This window comes from Citrobacter sedlakii (genome assembly GCF_018128425.1).
GTDB lineage: Bacteria > Pseudomonadota > Gammaproteobacteria > Enterobacterales > Enterobacteriaceae > Citrobacter_A > Citrobacter_A sedlakii.
This window is the reverse complement of record NZ_CP071070.1, coordinates 3,500,255-3,518,399: the sequence shown is the minus strand read 5'-3', so window position 1 is coordinate 3,518,399 and position 18,145 is coordinate 3,500,255. Positions and strand designations below refer to the sequence as shown.

General features: G+C 58.3%; 15 protein-coding genes. 7 read left to right on the top strand and 8 right to left on the bottom strand.

The window, feature by feature from the left end; translation table 11 throughout:
• The first annotated feature begins 8 nt into the window (after nt 1-8).
• The 6 genes from mhpD to mmuM all read left to right on the top strand — a co-directional run bounded on the left by mhpD (nt 9) and on the right by mmuM (nt 6,444).
• On the top strand, nt 9-818 hold the full coding sequence (mhpD, locus tag JY391_RS16900) for a 2-keto-4-pentenoate hydratase (protein WP_211934690.1): 810 nt from the start codon (nt 9-11) through the stop codon (nt 816-818).
• On the top strand, nt 815-1,765 hold the full coding sequence (gene mhpF, locus JY391_RS16895; protein ID WP_211934689.1) for an acetaldehyde dehydrogenase: 951 nt from the start codon (nt 815-817) through the stop codon (nt 1,763-1,765). The genes mhpD and mhpF overlap by 4 nt, the downstream gene beginning before the upstream one ends.
• Complete coding sequence (gene mhpE / locus JY391_RS16890; RefSeq protein WP_211934688.1) at nt 1,762-2,775, top strand: 4-hydroxy-2-oxovalerate aldolase; 1,014 nt, start codon at nt 1,762-1,764, stop codon at nt 2,773-2,775. The genes mhpF and mhpE overlap by 4 nt, the downstream gene beginning before the upstream one ends.
• A gap of 69 nt (nt 2,776-2,844) precedes the next feature.
• Nucleotides 2,845-4,044: a 3-(3-hydroxy-phenyl)propionate transporter MhpT gene (mhpT, locus tag JY391_RS16885; RefSeq protein WP_211934687.1), complete on the top strand. Its 1,200-nt coding sequence runs from the start codon at nt 2,845-2,847 to the stop codon at nt 4,042-4,044.
• A 77-nt stretch (nt 4,045-4,121) separates the two neighbouring features.
• Nucleotides 4,122-5,525: an S-methylmethionine permease gene (mmuP, locus tag JY391_RS16880; protein ID WP_211934686.1), complete on the top strand. Its 1,404-nt coding sequence runs from the start codon at nt 4,122-4,124 to the stop codon at nt 5,523-5,525.
• Nucleotides 5,512-6,444, top strand: a complete 933-nt coding sequence (mmuM, locus tag JY391_RS16875) for a homocysteine S-methyltransferase (RefSeq protein ID WP_211934685.1) — start codon at nt 5,512-5,514, stop codon at nt 6,442-6,444. Before mmuP ends, mmuM begins: the two co-directional genes overlap by 14 nt.
• Nucleotides 6,445-6,480: 36 nt before the next feature.
• On the opposite strand, the gene fbpC is transcribed toward mmuM, so the two are convergent.
• The 6 genes from fbpC to JY391_RS16845 form a co-directional block, all read right to left on the bottom strand.
• The gene (fbpC, locus tag JY391_RS16870) at nt 6,481-7,527 is read right to left on the bottom strand and encodes a ferric ABC transporter ATP-binding protein (protein WP_211934684.1); all 1,047 of its coding nucleotides are present in this window, start codon (nt 7,525-7,527) and stop codon (nt 6,481-6,483) included.
• An 11-nt stretch (nt 7,528-7,538) separates the two neighbouring features.
• A complete protein-coding gene (locus JY391_RS16865) occupies nt 7,539-9,617 on the bottom strand; it encodes an ABC transporter permease (RefSeq protein WP_060569099.1) in 2,079 nt (692 codons plus the stop codon).
• Nucleotides 9,618-9,691: 74 nt separating this feature from the next.
• Nucleotides 9,692-10,723 carry an ABC transporter substrate-binding protein gene (locus JY391_RS16860; protein WP_042286088.1) on the bottom strand — a complete coding sequence of 344 codons (1,032 nt, stop codon included), beginning with the start codon at nt 10,721-10,723 and terminating at the stop codon, nt 9,692-9,694.
• The gene (gene uhpC, locus JY391_RS16855) at nt 10,720-12,024 is read right to left on the bottom strand and encodes an MFS transporter family glucose-6-phosphate receptor UhpC (protein WP_211934683.1); all 1,305 of its coding nucleotides are present in this window, start codon (nt 12,022-12,024) and stop codon (nt 10,720-10,722) included. The genes JY391_RS16860 and uhpC overlap by 4 nt, the downstream gene beginning before the upstream one ends.
• Nucleotides 12,025-12,107: 83 nt before the next feature.
• Nucleotides 12,108-13,649 carry an MASE1 domain-containing sensor histidine kinase gene (locus JY391_RS16850; protein ID WP_211934682.1) on the bottom strand — a complete coding sequence of 514 codons (1,542 nt, stop codon included), beginning with the start codon at nt 13,647-13,649 and terminating at the stop codon, nt 12,108-12,110.
• Complete coding sequence (locus tag JY391_RS16845; protein ID WP_042286212.1) at nt 13,649-14,278, bottom strand: response regulator transcription factor; 630 nt, start codon at nt 14,276-14,278, stop codon at nt 13,649-13,651. Before JY391_RS16845 ends, JY391_RS16850 begins: the two co-directional genes overlap by 1 nt.
• Before the next feature lie 261 nt (nt 14,279-14,539).
• On the opposite strand from JY391_RS16845, the gene JY391_RS23895 reads away from it, so the two are divergent.
• Nucleotides 14,540-14,668, top strand: a complete 129-nt coding sequence (locus JY391_RS23895) for a hypothetical protein (protein WP_267876733.1) — start codon at nt 14,540-14,542, stop codon at nt 14,666-14,668.
• Nucleotides 14,669-14,842: 174 nt separating this feature from the next.
• Here the strand turns inward: JY391_RS23895 and olsF are convergent, their stop codons facing one another.
• Both olsF and hemB read right to left on the bottom strand, forming a co-directional pair.
• Complete coding sequence (gene olsF / locus JY391_RS16840) at nt 14,843-16,543, bottom strand: bifunctional ornithine lipid synthase OlsF (protein WP_211934681.1); 1,701 nt, start codon at nt 16,541-16,543, stop codon at nt 14,843-14,845.
• Between the two features lie 120 nt (nt 16,544-16,663).
• Nucleotides 16,664-17,638: a porphobilinogen synthase gene (gene hemB / locus JY391_RS16835; RefSeq protein WP_060569091.1), complete on the bottom strand. Its 975-nt coding sequence runs from the start codon at nt 17,636-17,638 to the stop codon at nt 16,664-16,666.
• Nucleotides 17,639-18,145: the final 507 nt, after the last annotated feature.

Sequence of the window (18,145 nt, the reverse complement as noted above, 5' to 3'; positions counted from 1 at the left end):
GAACGGTTATGTCGAACACTATCCTTGAACCAATCGCCGCAGCGTTGCGGCGTGCAGAAGAGCAGGGCGAAGCCATTGCGCCGGTGCGTGAATGGCCGGGCGTGGAGAGTGCGGAAGCCGCCTATGCCATTCAGCGCATCAATGTTGAACACGCCGTGGCGCAGGGGCGCCGGGTAGTCGGACGCAAAGTCGGCTTGACGCACCCGAAAGTCCAGCAGCAGCTGGGGGTGAGTCAGCCGGACTTCGGCACCCTGTTCGCCGACATGTGCTACGGCGACAACGAGACCATCCCGTTTTCCCGCGTGCTGCAACCGCGCATCGAAGCGGAAATCGCGCTGGTGCTTAACCGGGATCTGCCGCACGTTGACACCACCTTTGATGAACTGGCTGGCGCCGTTGAATGGGTGCTGCCCGCGCTGGAAGTGGTGGGCAGCCGCATCCGCGACTGGTCGATTCAGTTTGTCGACACCGTGGCGGACAACGCCTCCTGCGGCGTGTATGTGCTCGGCGGCCCGGCGCAGCGTCTGGCCGGAGTCGATCTGAAAAGCTGCGCCATGAACATGACGCGCAATAACGAAGAGGTGTCCAGCGGGCGCGGCAGCGAATGCCTGGGGCATCCGCTGAACGCCGCCGTCTGGCTGGCGCGCAAAATGGCCAGCCTCGGCGAGCCGCTGCGCGCCGGCGACATTATTCTGACCGGGGCGCTGGGGCCGATGGTCGCGGTCAACGCGGGCGACACCTTTGCCGCCCATATTGCAGGTATTGGTTCGGTTGCCGTCACGTTTTCCGCGGCGACCACAGAAGGAAGTCAGTCATGAGTAAGTGTAAGGTTGCCATTATCGGTTCCGGCAATATCGGCACCGATTTGATGATTAAAATTTTGCGTCACGGTCAGCATCTGGAGATGGCGGTGATGGTCGGTATCGACCCTGAATCGGACGGACTGGCCCGCGCCCGCCGCATGGGCGTCGCCACCACCCACGACGGGGTAAGAGGGCTGATGGCGATGGCGGAATTTGCCGACATTGATATTGTGTTCGATGCCACCAGCGCGGGGGCGCATGTCCAAAACGACGCCGCCCTGCGCGAAGCGAAGCCGGGCATTCGCCTGATTGACCTGACGCCTGCGGCCATTGGCCCGTACTGCGTGCCGGTGGTCAATCTCGCGGCCAACGTCGACCAGCAGAACGTCAACATGGTCACCTGCGGCGGGCAGGCGACCATCCCGATGGTGGCGGCGGTCTCCCGCGTGGCGCGGGTGCATTACGCCGAGATTATCGCCTCGATCGCCAGTAAATCCGCCGGACCGGGAACGCGGGCAAACATTGACGAGTTCACCGAAACCACCGCGAAAGCCATTGAGGCGGTGGGCGGTGCGGCGAAGGGAAAAGCGATTATCGTGCTTAACCCGGCCGAACCGCCGCTGATGATGCGCGACACCGTCTATGTGCTGAGCGACGCCGCCTCGCAGGCGGAAGTGGAAGCGTCCATCAACGAGATGGCGGCCGCAGTGCAGGCTTACGTGCCGGGCTATCGCCTGAAGCAGCGCGTGCAGTTTGAGGTCATTCCTGAGGATAAACCAGTGAATTTGCCGGGCATCGGACAGTTCTGTGGGCTGAAAACCGCGGTGTATCTGGAAGTGGAAGGGGCGGCGCACTACCTGCCAGCGTATGCGGGCAATCTCGATATTATGACCTCCAGCGCGCTGGCGACCGCTGAAAAGATGGCGCAGTCGCTGACGCGTCGGGCAGGAGAAGCAGCATGAACGGTAAAAAACTCTACATCTCGGACGTGACCCTGCGCGACGGCATGCACGCCATTCGTCATCAGTATTCACTGGAAAACGTGCGCCAGATTGCGAAAGCGCTCGACGACGCGCGGGTGGATTCGATTGAGGTCGCCCACGGCGACGGCCTGCAAGGCTCCAGCTTCAACTACGGCTTTGGCGCGCACAGCGATTTGCAGTGGATTGAAGCGGCGGCGGGGGTGGTGAAACATGCCAAAATCGCCACGCTGTTGTTGCCGGGGATCGGCACGATTCATGACCTGAAAAATGCGTATCAGGCTGGGGCGCGGGTGGTGCGCGTGGCGACCCACTGCACCGAGGCGGACGTCTCCGCTCAGCATATTCACTCTGCCCGTGAGCTGGGAATGGACACCGTCGGTTTCCTGATGATGAGCCATATGACCACGCCGGAAAATCTGGCCAGGCAGGCGAAGCTGATGGAAGGCTACGGCGCGACCTGCATCTATGTGGTCGACTCCGGCGGCGCAATGAACATGACGGACATTCGCGATCGCTTCCGCGCCCTGAAAGCGGTGCTGAAGCCGGAAACAGAAACCGGCATGCACGCGCATCACAATCTGAGTCTTGGGGTGGCGAACTCGATCGCCGCCGTGGAAGAGGGCTGTGACCGCATTGACGCCAGCCTGGCGGGAATGGGAGCCGGAGCGGGCAACGCGCCGCTGGAGGTCTTTATTGCCGCGGCCGATAAGCTCGGCTGGCAGCACGGCGCCGATCTGTATGCGCTGATGGACGCCGCCGACGATCTGGTGCGCCCGTTACAGGACCGCCCGGTGCGCGTGGATCGCGAAACCCTCGCGCTGGGCTATGCCGGCGTGTACTCCAGCTTCCTGCGTCACTGCGAAGTGGCGGCGGCACGCTACGGCCTGAGCGCGGTCGACATCCTCGTCGAACTGGGGAAACGCCGGATGGTGGGCGGCCAGGAAGACATGATCGTCGATGTGGCGCTGGATCTGCGCAACAGTCAATAAATAAGAATGATGCGGCTGGCAACGTATCAGCCGCCATTCACCTGCCCCGTGAACTCAGAGGGAGATCTTATGCATCCTCGTCCCTACGCTACATCGCGCCTGATGCTGACCATCGGGCTGTGTTTTCTGGTCGCCCTGATGGAAGGGCTCGATCTCCAGGCCGCCGGTATCGCCGCCGTGGGCATCGCCCGGGTATTCTCGCTGGATAGCATGCAAATGGGCTGGATCTTCAGCGCCGGGATCCTCGGCCTGTTACCCGGCGCGCTGGTCGGTGGCATGCTGGCGGATCGCTATGGACGCAAGCGCGTCCTGATCGCCTCCGTGGCGCTGTTCGGCGTGTTTTCGCTGGCGACCGCCTTGTCGTGGAGTTTCTTCACGCTGGTGTTTGCCCGCCTGATGACCGGCGTGGGCCTGGGCGCCGCGCTGCCGAATCTGATTGCGCTCACCTCCGAAGCCGCGGGGCCACGCTTTCGCGGCACGGCGGTCAGCCTGATGTACTGCGGGGTGCCTATTGGCGCCGCGCTGGCGGCAATGCTCGGTTTTGCCGGTGTCGCAACGGCCTGGCAGACCGTCTTCTGGGTGGGCGGCGTGATTCCGCTGCTGCTGGTGCCGTTGCTGATGCGCTGGCTGCCGGAGTCGGCAGTATTTGCCGGTCAAACCCCGGGCGCGCCACCGTTGCGCGCGCTGTTTGCCCCGGCGACGGCCAGCGCCACGCTGCTGCTCTGGCTGTGCTATTTCTTCACCCTGCTGGTGGTCTACATGCTGATCAACTGGCTGCCGATGCTGTTGGTGGAACAGGGATTCCAGCCTTCGCAGGCGGCGCGGGTGATGTTTTCCCTGCAAATCGGCGCGGCGGCAGGCACGCTGATCCTCGGGGCGTTGATGGACAAGCTGCGGCCGCTGACCATGTCGCTTCTGATCTATAGCGGGATGCTGGCCTCGCTGCTGGCGCTGGGCACCGTCTCTTCCTTCAGCGGTATGCTGATGGCCGGATTCATCGCCGGGCTGTTCGCCACCGGCGGGCAAAGCGTGCTCTACGCGCTGGCGCCGCTGTTCTACAGTACCGACATTCGGGCGACAGGGGTCGGCACCGCCGTGGCGGTCGGGCGCCTCGGAGCGATGAGCGGGCCGCTGCTGGCCGGGAAAATGCTGGCGCTCGGCACCGGTACCGTCGGTGTGATGGCGGCGTCAGCGCCAGGGATCCTGCTGGCGGGACTGGCGGTGTTTGTGCTGATGAGCCGGACATCGCGCCGCCTGGCGGCTGGCTGAGTTTTGCATTCCGCCCGTAAACACGGTATAACAAACCTTCTTTGGATGTTTAGATGTCCATACGTTTAGAAGGTTATATGCAAACAACACAACAACATGCGCCACTGAAGCGCACCATGAAAACCCGCCATCTGATTATGCTGTCTCTGGGCGGCGTAATCGGTACCGGCTTATTTTTCAATACCGGATACATTATTTCGACCACCGGGGCGGCAGGGACGCTGCTGGCTTATCTGATTGGCGCGCTGGTGGTCTGGCTGGTGATGCAGTGTCTTGGCGAGCTGTCGGTCGCGATGCCGGAAACCGGGGCGTTTCACGTCTATGCCGCGCGCTACCTCGGTCCGGCGACGGGATACACCGTGGCATGGCTTTACTGGCTAACCTGGACTGTGGCGCTCGGCTCCAGCTTTACCGCCGCCGGATTCTGTATGCAGTACTGGTTCCCGCAGGTGCCCGTCTGGATCTGGTGTGTCATTTTCTGTCTGGTGATATTTGGTCTGAACGTGGTGTCCACCCGCTTTTTTGCCGAAGGCGAGTTCTGGTTTTCGCTGGTCAAAGTCATCACCATTATTGCCTTTATCATCCTTGGCGGGGCGGCGATTTTCGGTATCATTCCGATGCAGGACGGTTCACCCGCGCCGGGGTTAAGCAATATTACCGCCGAAGGCTGGTTTCCGCACGGCGGCCTGCCGATACTGATGACCATGGTGGCGGTGAATTTCGCCTTTTCCGGCACGGAGCTTATCGGCATTGCCGCCGGTGAAACGGAAAACCCGCAAAAAGTCATCCCGGTGGCGATTCGTACCACCATTGCCCGGCTGATCATTTTCTTTATCGGCACCGTGTTCGTGCTGGCGGCGCTGATCCCAATGCAGCAGGCGGGGGTTGAAAAAAGCCCGTTTGTGCTGGTATTTGAGAAGGTGGGCATTCCTTACGCGGCGGATATTGTTAACTTCGTGATCCTGACTGCGATCCTGTCGGCGGCAAACTCCGGGCTGTACGCGTCCGGCCGGATGCTGTGGTCGCTGTCTAACGAGCGCACGCTGCCCGCCTGTTTTGCGCGGGTGACCCGCAATGGCGTGCCGCTTACCGCGCTGTCGGTGAGTATGCTCGGCGGCGTGCTGGCGCTGTTTTCCAGCGTGGTCGCGCCGGATACGGTCTATGTCGCGCTGTCGGCGATTTCCGGCTTTGCTGTGGTGGCGGTGTGGCTGAGTATCTGCGCGTCACATTTTGTTTTTCGTCGTCGTCACGTTCAGCAGGGCAAAACGCTTGATGCGCTACAGTATCGCGCCCCCTGGTATCCGTTGGTGCCCGTGTCCGGGTTCGTCCTTTGCCTGGTGGCCTGTGTCGGGCTGGCTTTCGATCCGAGTCAGAGAATTGCGCTGTGGTGCGGTTTACCGTTTGTGGCGCTGTGTTATGGTGTTTATTTCCTTACTCAATCGCGAGATAAACAACAGGAGTCTGAACATGTCGCAGAATAATCCGTTAAGCGCCATTCTCGAAAAGCACGATTTTCTGTTGCTGGACGGGGCAATGGCGACGGAGCTGGAAGCGCGGGGGTGCGATCTTACCGACAGTTTGTGGTCAGCCAGGGTGCTGGTAGAAAACCCGGAGCTGATCCGCGAAGTGCATCTGGACTATTTTCGCGCCGGGGCCCAGTGCGCGATTACCGCCAGCTACCAGGCCACGCCGGAAGGGTTTGCGGCGCGCGGACTGGATGAAGCGCAGGCCAAAGCGCTGATCGGCAAAAGCGTGGAGCTGGCGCGTAAAGCTCGCGAAGCCTGGCTGGCGGAAAATCCGCAGGCGGGCACGCTGCTGGTGGCGGGATCGGTCGGCCCGTATGGCGCGTTCCTGGCGGACGGGTCGGAATATCGCGGTGACTACGTGCGCACCCCCGAGCAATTTCAGGCCTTCCACCGTCCGCGCGTTGAGGCGCTACTGGATGCTGGCGCCGATCTGCTGGCCTGTGAAACGCTGCCTAACTTTGTTGAGATTCAGGCGCTGGCGGCGCTGTTGACCGACTACCCGCGCGCCCGCGCATGGTTCTCTTTCACCCTACGCGACAGTGAACATCTGAGCGACGGCACGCCGTTGCAGGAGGTGGCCGAGTGGCTGAATCATTATCCGCAGGTGGTCGCGATAGGCATTAACTGCATCGCGCTGGAAAACACCACCGCCGCGTTACAGCATTTGCGCGGCGTAACGGCGCTGCCGCTGGTGATTTACCCGAATTCGGGTGAGCATTACGATGCGGTGAGCAAAACCTGGCATCATCATGGTGAAGTGTGCGAGACGCTGGCGGATTATTTGCCGCAGTGGTTAGCGGCGGGGGCGAAGCTGATAGGCGGCTGCTGCCGGACGACGCCAAAGGATATTGCCGAGTTAAACGCCCGGCGCTGAGGGTGCGCCGGGTGGCGTCGCGCCACCCGGCAACGATCACGCCGCGTCCGCTAACATAAACATGCCGTACGGGTGGATTTCGAGGTAGTACTGCTCGCCGACGTCCGGCTGTAAGCGCGTAGCGTTGACCTGTAATAAAATCTCCTGCCCGTGCCACTCCACTGTTACTTCATACTGTGGCCCCATATAGGCCACGTGCCGGATGGCGCAACGCTGACTCTCTTCCCCACGATCGCTTAAGGTGATCGCTTCCGGACGCACGCCCACGGTCCCGGCGCCTTCAGCCACAAAGTGCGCGGGGAGCGGCAGGCGATAACCGTAAATATTCACCGCTTCCGGGGTGAAGGTGGCCGGGAACAGGTTGGCATCGCCCATAAAGCTCGCCATAAAACGTGACGCGGGCTGGCGGTACAGTTCCTGCGGCGAACCGATCTGCATGATATGCCCTTTGTTCATCACCAGCACGGTGTCGGAAACGGCAAAGGCTTCGCTTTGATCGTGGGTGACGTACAGTGAGGTAATATCAAACTGCTTTTGCAGTTCGCGGATCTTGTCACGCATGCTGCGCCGGAGGTTAGCGTCGAGGTTACTCAGCGGCTCATCGAACAACAGCACCTTTGGTTTGAGGATCAAGGCGCGCGCCAGCGCCACACGCTGCTGTTGGCCGCCGGAGATCTGATCGACATAGCGCGCTTCAAAGCCGTCAAGATCGACCATCGCCAGCGCCTCCTTCACCCGGGCGTTGACTTCCTGGCGTGAGACGCCGAGCATCTTCAGGCCGTAGCCGACGTTTTCTCCCAGCGACATATGCGGGAACAGAGCGTAGGACTGGAACACCATACAGATATCGCGCTGCTGAATGGAACGGTGGGTAACATCTTCGCCATCGATAAAAATCTGCCCTTCACTCGGTTTTTCCAGCCCGGCGACCAGACGCAGAATAGTGGTTTTACCGCAGCCGGAGGGACCGAGCAGCGTCACCATTTGTCCCTGCGGAATCGTGAGAGTGATATTGTCGATCACCGTGTTGCTGCCGAATCGTTTGGTGACGTTGCGCAGTTCAACAAAATTTTTCTGACTCATAGTGCGCTCCATTACGCCTGATTTTTCGCTTTCGAACGGGAGATACGCGCTTCCCCGATCAGCCAGTCAAAGATGAAAATGATTGCCAGCATCACCACGATCAGAATCGAACCGTAGGCAATCGCCACCCCGTATTCGCCGTCTTCTACGCGGTTTAAAATGTAGGCCGTCGCCACCCGGGTGTCCGGCGTCACGAGGAACACAATGGCGCTGACGGTGGTAATGGCGCGCACAAAGCTGTAGATCAGCGCGGAGAGGATCGCCGGGCGCAGCAGCGGCAGCAGAATGTGGGTAATGGTGCGTAAACTCCCGGCGCGCAGACTGAGCGAAGCTTCATCCAGCGATTTATCGATTTGTCCTAAGCCCGCAATTCCGGCGCGAATCCCTACCGGCACATTCCGCATCACCATTGAGATAATGACAATGGCCGCCGTACCGGTGAGATACACTGGCGCGCTGTTAAAGGCGAGAATGTACGACACGCCCGCCACGGTGCCGGGTACGGCAAAGCACAGCATGGTGGTGAACTCGATGGTCTTCTTGCCTTTGAACTGCTGGCGCACCACGATCCATGCGATAAGCAACCCGAAGGCGGCGGTGATTGGCGCGGCAATCCCGGCGTAAAGCAGGGTATCCAGTAGCGAAGGCCATGCGCCGTCACTCATGCCCTGGCCGAACAGCTTAATAAAGTTATCCAGCGTCAGGGTGTAGTCCACGCCCCAGTTAACGGTAAAGCTGCCGTAGAAAATGCTGCCGTAAAGCAGGGCGTTAAAGGCCACCCACACCGCCAGGATCACCACCACGCTCCACACGAGCGTCACCGGCAGCGGTTGCACATCACCGCGATACGATTTACCGGACACGGTGACATAGGAGCGCTTACCGATCCACATGTACTGGACGCAGAACACCAGCAGCGAAAAGAGCAGCAAGAACGCGCCGAGGGTACTGGCGGCCTGATAATCCAGTTGTGAACCGGTAATGTAAAAGTAGATTTGCGTGGCCAGAACGTCGAAGTTACCGCCGAGAACCAGCGGGTTACTGAAGTCGGCCAATGACTGCACAATGACGATCAGAAACGCGTTCGCCAGCGCCGGTTTGAGCAGCGGCACAAACACGCCGTTAAACGTCTGCCAGCGGCTGGCGCGCAGGGTATAGGAAGCCTCTTCCAGCGATGGATGAATGGTTTTGATCGCGCCATCGAGGATCATAAACGCCATTGGGGTAAACGCCAGCACCTGCGCCAGCCAGATGCCGGTAAAACCGTACAGCCAGTTGGTATTGGTCAGCCCGAACCAGTCGACCATCCATTCAGTGACATAGCCGGAGCGGCCCATCATCAGCGTCACCCCCAGCCCCACGACGAACGGCGGGGTGACGATCGGCAATATTGAAAAAATACGGCCAATAATGGCGCTGCGGCGGGCGATACGGGTGGTGTAAATCGCCAACACCAGACCAAAAAACGTGCAGCCGACGCCCACCGCTATCGACAGCGCGATAGAGTTGATAATGACCTGGATGATGTGTGCCTGTGACAGCACGGTCATAAACGCCAGCGGCGCGAATTCTCCGGTATCGCCGGTGAACATCGGAATAAAAATAGCGATGCTTGGCCAGACGATAAACACGCCAATCAACGCCACGATGGCGACCAGCGAGCCGATGACGAAACGGTCGCCGCCCAGCCATTCCAGACGGGTCAGCGCCAGGGTCATCATCGCGCCCAGCGCCACAAACAGTACGAGGGTCGCGTAGCCTAAGCCGCGACCTTCCACAGTGGCGCTGATGACGACAAACGCCATACAGAATAACGACCAGCCTGCGTCGAGGTAATGGCGGTTGCGCTGCTCCCGCGTGGCTTCCTGAAAAGGACGTATCAGCAGCAGGCCTGGCAGCAGATACCACAGCCAGCTAACATTAACCTGCGACCAGCCGTAGGCGTCGACAATCTCATCGCGCGTCGACTCCAGCAGACCATAATCCAGGCTCCAGCTCGGCAGCAGCGCAAATGCCAGCCAGCTCAGCAAAACCCAAAGGAATACCGCATCCCGTTTTTTCACGGAATGGCGTGCAAGTGTGTGTGACATAGCGGTTCCGGTGTTGAGGAAGATCCTGGCCGGGTAGGGCGTAGCCGCCACCCGGCATGACCGCAAAAGTGGGCTTATTTACCCATTTTCACTTCGCTGACCCATTTATTGATGAGCGCTTTGCGAACATCCGTTGAGCCATATTTATCCATGTCGTAATTGATCAGCTTCAGGCCGTCGAGTTTCAGTGAGTTAGGTGACGTTTCCGCGGTGGTATTGGTCAGGATCTGATAGGACTTACCTTTCTTCCATGCCAGTTCCTGCGCCTCTTTCGACAGCACCCAGTCGACGAACAGTTTGGCGTTGTCGAGATTGCGCGCGCCTTTCAGAATGCTGACGCCGCCGATTTCGTAGCCGGTGCCTTCACACGGGGAGATCAGCTCCAGCGGTGCGCCTTGCTCTTTTTCCAGCGAGTAGTCGTGCAGGAAGCCGATACCGATAGCCGTTTCACCGCGCGCGGCGTTTCGCGCCGGGGCGATACCGGACTTGGTGTACTGAGAAACGTTGCTGTTTAGCTGTTTCAGGTAATCAAAGGCCTGATCTTCCCCCCACAGTTGCGCAAAAGTCGCCAGTGCGGTGTACGCCGTTCCGGAACTTTGCGGGTCGGCAATTTGAATTTCGCCTTTGTATTCTGGTTTAGTCAGATCCTTCCAGCATTTTGGCACCGGCAGGTTTTTCTCTTTCAGGCGTTCGGTGTTAACGCCAAAGCCGAGAATGCCCACATACACCGCCGACGAATAATTTCCTTTCAGTTTGGCAGGGTCGCGGAACTGTGTCATGACCTGCTCAAGGTTGGGCGATTTATACGGTTGCAGCAGACCCATTTCCCCAGCCTGAGACTGCGGATCAAGCGTACCGCCGTACCAGACGTCAGCCTGCGGGTTTTTCTTTTCGGCATCGACTTTCGCCAGCGTGCTGCCCGAGCCGTTGCGGATGAATGACGTTTTCACGTCGTACTTTTCCCCAAAAGCTTTGGTTTCTGCTTCGCACATTTCATTGGTAGCGCTGCAATAGACCACCAGACGACCTTTCGCCTGCGCCGCGCCGGAAAGTGTTGCCAGCGCCACGGCAGAGGCAATAAGGGTAGAGGTAAAGGTCATTTTCATTGTTTTATCCTTTGACTGAGTGGGGTGGTGATGCCCGACATCAGCAGGGGCATCAGCAGTAAACCCATTAATACCGCGGCGATCGAGAGCAAACTGAACATCCCCGACCAGCCGTAGCGTTCTATGACCAGCGACAGAGGCCAGCCCGCCAGCGCTGCTCCCAGATAGGCGAACAGACCGAGAAACCCGGTGATCGACCCGGCCGCTGCTTTGTGTCCGCACTCCACCGCAGCAAGACCGATCAGCATTTGTGGGCCAAAGACAAAGAAACCCACCGTAAAGAAACAGACCGCCAGCAGCGCGTAATGATGCACTGGCGCCAGCCACAGCGCGGCGACGGCCACCATCAGCCCCAGCGTGAACAGCAAAATCATCGGCGCCCGCTGGCCGCTGAACAGTAAATCTGACCCCCAGCCAGCAAACAGCGCGCCGAGCAGTCCGCCCACTTCAAACAGCATAACCGTGGCGTTGGCGCTCAGCAGATTGACGCCGTGGCTCTCGGTCAACCAGATGTTGCCCCAGTCGTTCAGGGCGATGCGGATGAGATACACCAGCACATACGACACGCCTAACAACCAAATCATCGGGTTTTTCAACATGGTGGTTCGCAGCATCTGCCACAGCCCCATCGGCGGGCTTAACTGCTCCTGGCGCAGTTCCAGCGGGTCGTTACGCCAGGCGCCGACTGACGGTAATCCCTCTTCGCGGGGCGTTCCTGTCAGTTGCAGTGTTAACCAGATACCCAGCGCCATGCTGATGATCCCCGGCGTCAGCATCGCCGCCTGCCAGCCCCACCAGTGGGCGGCAAAGGCGCTAATCAGCGGGATAATCGCCCCGCCGATGTTGATCGACATGTTCCAGCAGCCCCACCAGAAACCGCGTTCATTGCGTGAATACCAATGGGTCAGCAGACGGGCGCACGGCGGCCAGCCCCAGCCCTGAAAAAATCCGTTCAGCGTCCAGACAGCAAGAAGAAGCGTTAGTGACTCGCCAAACGCGAACGCGACGTTCAGCACGCCGGTAGCGAAAAGTCCCGCGCCCATAAATCCACGCTGTCCGTAGCTGTCGTGCCACAGTCCGGCGGTGAATTTCGACAGCCCGTAGCTGAGGTAAAACAGCGATCCCAGGAGACCGATATCGCCTTTATCCAGCCCCAGGTCGGTTTGTAACGCAGGTAACACATAGTTCACGCTTTTGCGCGTCAGGTAGAACGCCGCGTAGCCAATCACCATGCACAGCAGTAATCTCGGGCGCAGCGTCCGGTAACGTTGTTCAATGTCAATCGCTGGGCGTGCGTGCATACCGTCTCCGTTTTTCTGACTATAAAAAAATGAAACCGAAAGGGGATGAGAGAAAGTCCGGAGTGACTAAGACTTTTTCCTGGTTAAAAGGCGATTTGTTGCAAATTTGTGGGCAAGTTAACACTCACCCGCGTGCCGTCCCGGGACTCCAGGGTCAGTTCACCGCCGAGCGCGCTGACGCGTTCGCGCATTCCCTGAATACCGAAGCCAGACATGCGCGCCACGTCGATGCCCACGCCGTTGTCTTTTACGTCCAGATACACCGTCTCACCGCGCTGGCGCAAAACAATCGAGACCTCACTGGCGGCGGCGTGCTTACAGACGTTGTTCAGCAGTTCCTGCAACAGACGGTAGAGGGTAAAGCGCACCGTTTCGCTTTCGGGCGTGGAGGGCAACTGATAGTCAAACCGGCAGCGGATACCGCGCTCCTGAAAAGCAAACTCGTTGAGCAAATGATGCAGCGCCTCTTTGAATGACAGTTCATCCAGCGCGGGCGGTCGAAGCTGGCGCAGAAGCTGACGGGTAGAGTGGTGAATGCGCCGGGCCAGTTCGTTAATCTGGCTGGCGGCGGCCTGGGTTTGCGCCGGATCGCGCGCCCGTTTTACTAATTGTGACTGGATCTGTATGGCGGTAATGTTCTGGCCGATTTCATCGTGCAGCTCGCGCGCCAGACTTTTACGCGTGTCTTCCTCTGTATGGATCAGCTTTTCAGTCAGCGCCCGTCGCGCCGCCAGTTCGGCCTCCAGACGTTGCCGGTAATGGTGCAGGTTTTGCGCCAGATGCTGCTGACGGCTGATGGCGATCCCCAGCCCGATGCCCAGCAGCGACTGGGTGGCGAGGAAGATCTCCAGCTCAATCAGGTTACTGAATCCAACCCCAACCTGACGGGCGAGGGTGATCATCATGCTGCCGAGCAGGCCAGAAAGCACGCCGCCCTGCCAGCCGAATTTCCATGCCATCACGACGTTGGGGAGAAAGACCACAATCAGCAGCAGCCGTTCAATTTCCGGCGAAAGCACCATCTGGGTACCGATGCCAATGATAAAAAACAGGCTGCACCAGATAATCAGCGAGGTGCGCAGCGGTGGATTAGTGGTGTCCAGCCCCAGCAGATGATAACGGTGCTGCTGGCGAAGAAATTCAAAAATCAGATAAACAAACGGCGTCAGCAGTACGCCGCCAGTAAATGAGGCCAGCCCGAGCAGTAATGCCGGGCTTTTCACAAACGGAGAAAGCAGGACAGTATTCAGAAGAGAAGCGACGGTGACCGTCGCCAGCAGCAGGGTGAGCCGCTGCCAGTAAAGTGGGAAACGGCGCCAGTACTGCTGTGCGAGGCTGGCGGGAAGCAGGCCGATCAACGGTGCGGTTGTCAGCAGATAGCCATTCAGTAAGTGTTCGCTGTGCAGCCAGAAGAGCATCGCTATGGGCGGTAAGACCAGCGCGGGCCAGTAACGACGCGAAAGCAGGATCAGCAGCGCCAGATAAACGCCGTGCGGTAAAAACAGCGCCGCTTGTTGACCGTTATGGGTCAGGTAAAAACTGAGCGTCCACAGCATCAGCCAGCCCGTTCCCCAGGCCAGCAGGATAAACAGCGAAATGACGACGTGGCGAACGCCGCGCGACATCAGTGCCCCGCCAGCAGTTGGTGGTCGAGCGCAAAATGCACCAGCTCAATGGTGCTGTGACAGTTCAGCTTGCCGAGCACATTGGCGCGATGCACATGTACCGTTTTATGGCTCAGGTCGAGCTTAAAGGCGATCGCTTTCACGCTATCGCCCTTCACCAGCAGGTCAAATACCTCGCGCTCGCGTGGCGTAAGCGCTTCCAGGACCGGTGACGACTGTTTCCCGCCGCGCAGCGCGCGTAGCGCATCGGCGCAGAGATAGTGCCCGCCCATGCCGACGGAACGTACGGCCTGAACCAGTTCCTCCGGTCCACAACGTTTGGTGAGATAGCCGCTGGCGCCTGCATCCAGCGCGCTTTGCACAAAGGTCGGCGAGTCATAAATACTGAGAATAATGGCGCGGAACTGCGGTTTTTGCGCCCGCAGTCGCTTCAGCAGGCTCAGGCCGTTTTCATCCGGCATGGCGATATCCATCACCGCCACGTTGACCTCCTCGCGCAGCAGCGCAGGCCACGCTTCTGCCGCGCTGCTGTACTGGCCCGCGACGTCCAGATCGTCTTCAAGACTCAGTAGCTGCGCAAAACCGGATCGCACCACCACATGGTCGTCCACCAGCACTACACGTATCATCTTTTTGCTCTCTTGCCGGATCATATCGCTATGATGCCTGCCGCCGCTGCGCTGGCAATCAATCAGGCGTAGTTATGGAATGGATGTAACAAAAACGTCATGCAACCTGACAGCGACGTCGTTTGGGGTAATGCGCGAAATCACTAACCATTGCCGATTTTTTTCTAAAAACGCTTTGCTATTAGCAAGACTTTTTAATTCCTTTATCAATTTCTTTTGCGACGAAATACTGCCTCTATAACAAGACAAGGGAGCAGACCTATGGCACGTTCATCGCATCATTCACCGGCACAGCAGCAGGCAGCGGAAATGAAAAAGCCGGTGAATAACGGACTGAGATGTCGCCAGCCGGGGCGATACGGTGTGGAGCAGCGGTATTGCCGCCTATGACGCACTTTCTGAACCATTTCGACTGTCATTGCGTGAGCTACCCGCATACCCTGCCCGGGGTATAAATACCCCAGAAAGGAGGAGGAGCAGTGCAGACGGGAAGCCGTGGCTGTTGCATCCGGTGATACACCCCCATCCGGTAAGCCGTTCTTCCGGGCAGGTTAAATTAAAGCGCTACGTATGCGCGCCGATATAACGCGCGTAGCGGTTAGCCTTCAGTCGGGTTAAATCCACCAGGACCAACCCGTCCACGCAGTTGTTGAAATCCGGGTCACGGCCAAAATCGATAAACTGCACGCCGCCCGGTTCGCACAGCTCGGAATATTGCTTATACAGCGGCGGGATCCCGCAGCCGAGATTGCCCAACAGCGATTTCAGACGGGTGAGATCTTCGGCGTAATCGTTGCCGGTAAACTGCGCCAGCACATCGGGAAGCGATGCCGGACAGGGTTGGCGGGAGACGGCCAGCGGATGCGTGGGCGGGAACCACAGACGATAGAACGCCACCAGTAGATCCCGGGCATCGGGAGGCAGTCCGCCGGAGATCGATACCGGTCCGAACAGGTAACGGTACTGCGGATTGCGCGCGAGCCAGGCGCCGATGCCGGACCACAGATAGTCCAGCCCCCGTCGTCCCCAGTAGCGCGGCTGGATAAAGCTGCGCCCCAGTTCAATACCTTGCTGCATAATGTCCGCCATGCGCGCATCGTAGTCGAACAGGCTGTGGCTATACAGACCGTCAAGCCCCTGTTTTTGTTGCACCAGAGCGCAGGGGGCAAAGCGGTACGCGCCAACAATCTCCAGATCGTCTTCATCCCATAAAATCAGGTGCAGGTATTCATCGTCGTAACGGTCGATGTCGCGGCGTTTACCACTGCCTTCACCGACCGCGCGAAAAGCGATTTCCCGTAACCGTCCCAGCTCGCGCAGGATGGTCGCGTCTTCTTGCCCGTTACGTTGCCAGAGATAGATGATTTTGCCATCTGCTGTACGGCCCAGACTCTCCGCGTTTGCCAGTTGGCGTTTCAACCGCGCTCTGTTCTCTGGCGGCGCGATGGTGCTTTCGGTGCGAAACACGCCGGCCCGGTTCTGGCCCAGCGCAATGACGTGCTCACGGCACTTCCCGGCCAACTCGCGAACGGTGCGTTGGGGGGCGGACCACTGCGTCCAGGCAATCTGCTGTCCGATACGCACGGGCAGGGTGCTGCCACGGCGACGAAACATTTGCTGCATTAACAGCAGCAGTGAGGCCTGCGCGGAGATAAGGCCGCATGCATAGAACAACGGGCTGTTACGTGCGTGGATGTAAATGGGCAGCAGCGGCGCGCGGTACTTCTCCGCCATTCTGATGAACCCGGAATGCCAGTGCCGCTCCGCTATTCCCTTCAGGGTCAGGCGGGAAACTTCTCCGGCGGGAAAAAACACCAGTGCGCCACCCGCCTGCAGATGCGCATCCATTTGCTGCAATGAGGATTTCGGCGTACGGCCATGAATATTGTCTACCGGGATGAACAACGAGCGGAGCGGGGTAAGGTGCGAAAGCAGTCGATTCGTCACGACTTTGATATCACGTCGGGCGCGGGAGAGGGCATAGATCAGCGCCAGTCCGTCCAGCGTGCCGGTGGGATGGTTGGCAATCACCACCAGGGGACCCGATTCGGGAATATTTTCAATGTGATGTTCGGGGATCTCGCAGCGAATCTCCAGATGTTCAAGGACCTGTTCGACCATATCCACCCCTTTGAGATGGGGATGGCGTGTCGCAAACTGCTGAAACTCTTTTTCATAGAGCAGACGCTGTAATAATGACTTCTGCCACGGCGTGGTCCTCGCCTCGGGCCAAAGGTCGTTGAGTACGTTCTCGAGACTAAACATAGCATCCCCTCCATCTGTCCTGAGCAGACAGTAGAAGGCGTAAGTGTCGCTTGTATGACGGTCGGGTGACGTTTTGGGGAAAGGCCGGATGGGCACGCCATCCGGCAAAAAGCAGGAACCTTAGCGGAGGATGTTTTTCTCCGCCAGGTCCAGGGCGAAGTAGCTGAAGATCAGGTCCGCGCCCGCGCGTTTGATCGCGCCTAAGCTTTCCAGCACCACTTTTTCTTCATCGATCGCGCCCGCCATGGCGGCAAATTTGATCATCGCGTACTCGCCGCTGACCTGATACGCGCCGAGCGGTAATTCGGTGCGTTCACGGATATCGCGCAATACGTCAAGGTACGCGCCAGCGGGTTTCACCATCAGGCAGTCCGCGCCCTGGGCTTCGTCGAGCAGGGATTCACGGATCGCTTCTCGGCGGTTCATCGGGTTCATCTGATACGTTTTACGATCGCCTTTAAGCGCGGTACCTGCCGCTTCACGGAACGGGCCGTAGAACGATGACGCGAACTTGGTGGAGTAGGACATGATCGCGGTGTCCGTAAAACCCGCGGCGTCCAGCGCCTGGCGAATGGCCTGTACTTGTCCATCCATTGCCGCGGACGGCGCGATGAAGTCAGCGCCCGCGGCTGCGGCAACAACCGCCTGCTTGCCGAGGTTCGCCAGCGTCGCGTCGTTATCAACGCCGTGCTCACACAGTACGCCGCAGTGGCCGTGGGAGGTGTACTCGCAGAAGCAGGTGTCTGACATCACGATCATGTCAGGCACAGTCTGCTTGCAGATGCGTGACATGCGCGCCACCAGACCGTCTTCTTTCCATGCATCGCTGCCGGTGTCATCGGTATGGTGAGAGATACCAAAGGTCATGATGGAACGGATGCCCGCGTTCGCGATGCGTTCGATCTCGCGCGCCAGATGCTTTTCCGGAATGCGCATAACGCCGGGCATGGCCTCAATAGCCTTGTAGTCGTCGAGTTCTTCTTCAACAAAGATCGGCAACACCAGGTCGTTTAAGCTCAGTGTTGTCTCTTCAAACATGGCGCGCAGCGCAGCGGATTTGCGCAGGCGGCGAGGGCGGTGGATTAAGTCTGTCATGGGATGCCTGATGTTTGTGAAAACGAAGTCGCTAGTATACCTGAATCTGGTCATCCGTGTTTTACGAAAGTTGGCGCTATGCGCGGCTTGTACGTCAATTTAAAGAAATATCTGAACAATAAATTGTTATGCATAGCTCATTATTCATATACGAGAATGAAATTAATTCTTGTGGCTGTATTTTGAATACTAATTGATTTTATTTTTTAGCGGTCTGAGGTGATTACAGGATTATTCATTCAGTATCGTGTTGATAATGCTTTATTGCATTTATTTTCTGTATGTCTTTAGAGTTGCTCATATTGTAATTGCTTGTTTTTGTGATTCTTTTTATTTGATGCTGTTAATGCATTTTTAATGTTATTATTAATGTCCGATTCCGGACGGAAAACAAAGTTTAATTGAACCTTTCCGTAAAGGCATCGCATAATCCTCCTCGCAAAACAAAATTGTTTTCTATGAATTAATAATTGATGGATCAACACTATTACGTCCCTGAGGAGGGAT

Excerpts from the sequence above, each read along its gene's own strand:
- JY391_RS16850 (WP_211934682.1), bottom strand. The coding sequence starts at position 13,649 with ATGTCGCGCGGCGTTCGCCACGTCGTCATTTCGCTGTTTATCCTGCTG.
- mhpD (WP_211934690.1), top strand. The coding sequence starts at position 9 with ATGTCGAACACTATCCTTGAACCAATCGCCGCAGCGTTGCGGCGTGCA.
- fbpC (WP_211934684.1), bottom strand. The coding sequence starts at position 7,527 with ATGAGTCAGAAAAATTTTGTTGAACTGCGCAACGTCACCAAACGATTC.
- JY391_RS16845 (WP_042286212.1), bottom strand. The coding sequence starts at position 14,278 with ATGATACGTGTAGTGCTGGTGGACGACCATGTGGTGGTGCGATCCGGT.
- olsF (WP_211934681.1), bottom strand. The coding sequence starts at position 16,543 with ATGTTTAGTCTCGAGAACGTACTCAACGACCTTTGGCCCGAGGCGAGG.
- JY391_RS16865 (WP_060569099.1), bottom strand. The coding sequence starts at position 9,617 with ATGTCACACACACTTGCACGCCATTCCGTGAAAAAACGGGATGCGGTA.
- mmuM (WP_211934685.1), top strand. The coding sequence starts at position 5,512 with ATGTCGCAGAATAATCCGTTAAGCGCCATTCTCGAAAAGCACGATTTT.
- uhpC (WP_211934683.1), bottom strand. The coding sequence starts at position 12,024 with ATGCACGCACGCCCAGCGATTGACATTGAACAACGTTACCGGACGCTG.
- mhpE (WP_211934688.1), top strand. The coding sequence starts at position 1,762 with ATGAACGGTAAAAAACTCTACATCTCGGACGTGACCCTGCGCGACGGC.
- mmuP (WP_211934686.1), top strand. The coding sequence starts at position 4,122 with ATGCAAACAACACAACAACATGCGCCACTGAAGCGCACCATGAAAACC.
- JY391_RS16860 (WP_042286088.1), bottom strand. The coding sequence starts at position 10,723 with ATGAAAATGACCTTTACCTCTACCCTTATTGCCTCTGCCGTGGCGCTG.
- mhpF (WP_211934689.1), top strand. The coding sequence starts at position 815 with ATGAGTAAGTGTAAGGTTGCCATTATCGGTTCCGGCAATATCGGCACC.
- hemB (WP_060569091.1), bottom strand. The coding sequence starts at position 17,638 with ATGACAGACTTAATCCACCGCCCTCGCCGCCTGCGCAAATCCGCTGCG.
- JY391_RS23895 (WP_267876733.1), top strand. The coding sequence starts at position 14,540 with ATGGCACGTTCATCGCATCATTCACCGGCACAGCAGCAGGCAGCGGAA.
- mhpT (WP_211934687.1), top strand. The coding sequence starts at position 2,845 with ATGCATCCTCGTCCCTACGCTACATCGCGCCTGATGCTGACCATCGGG.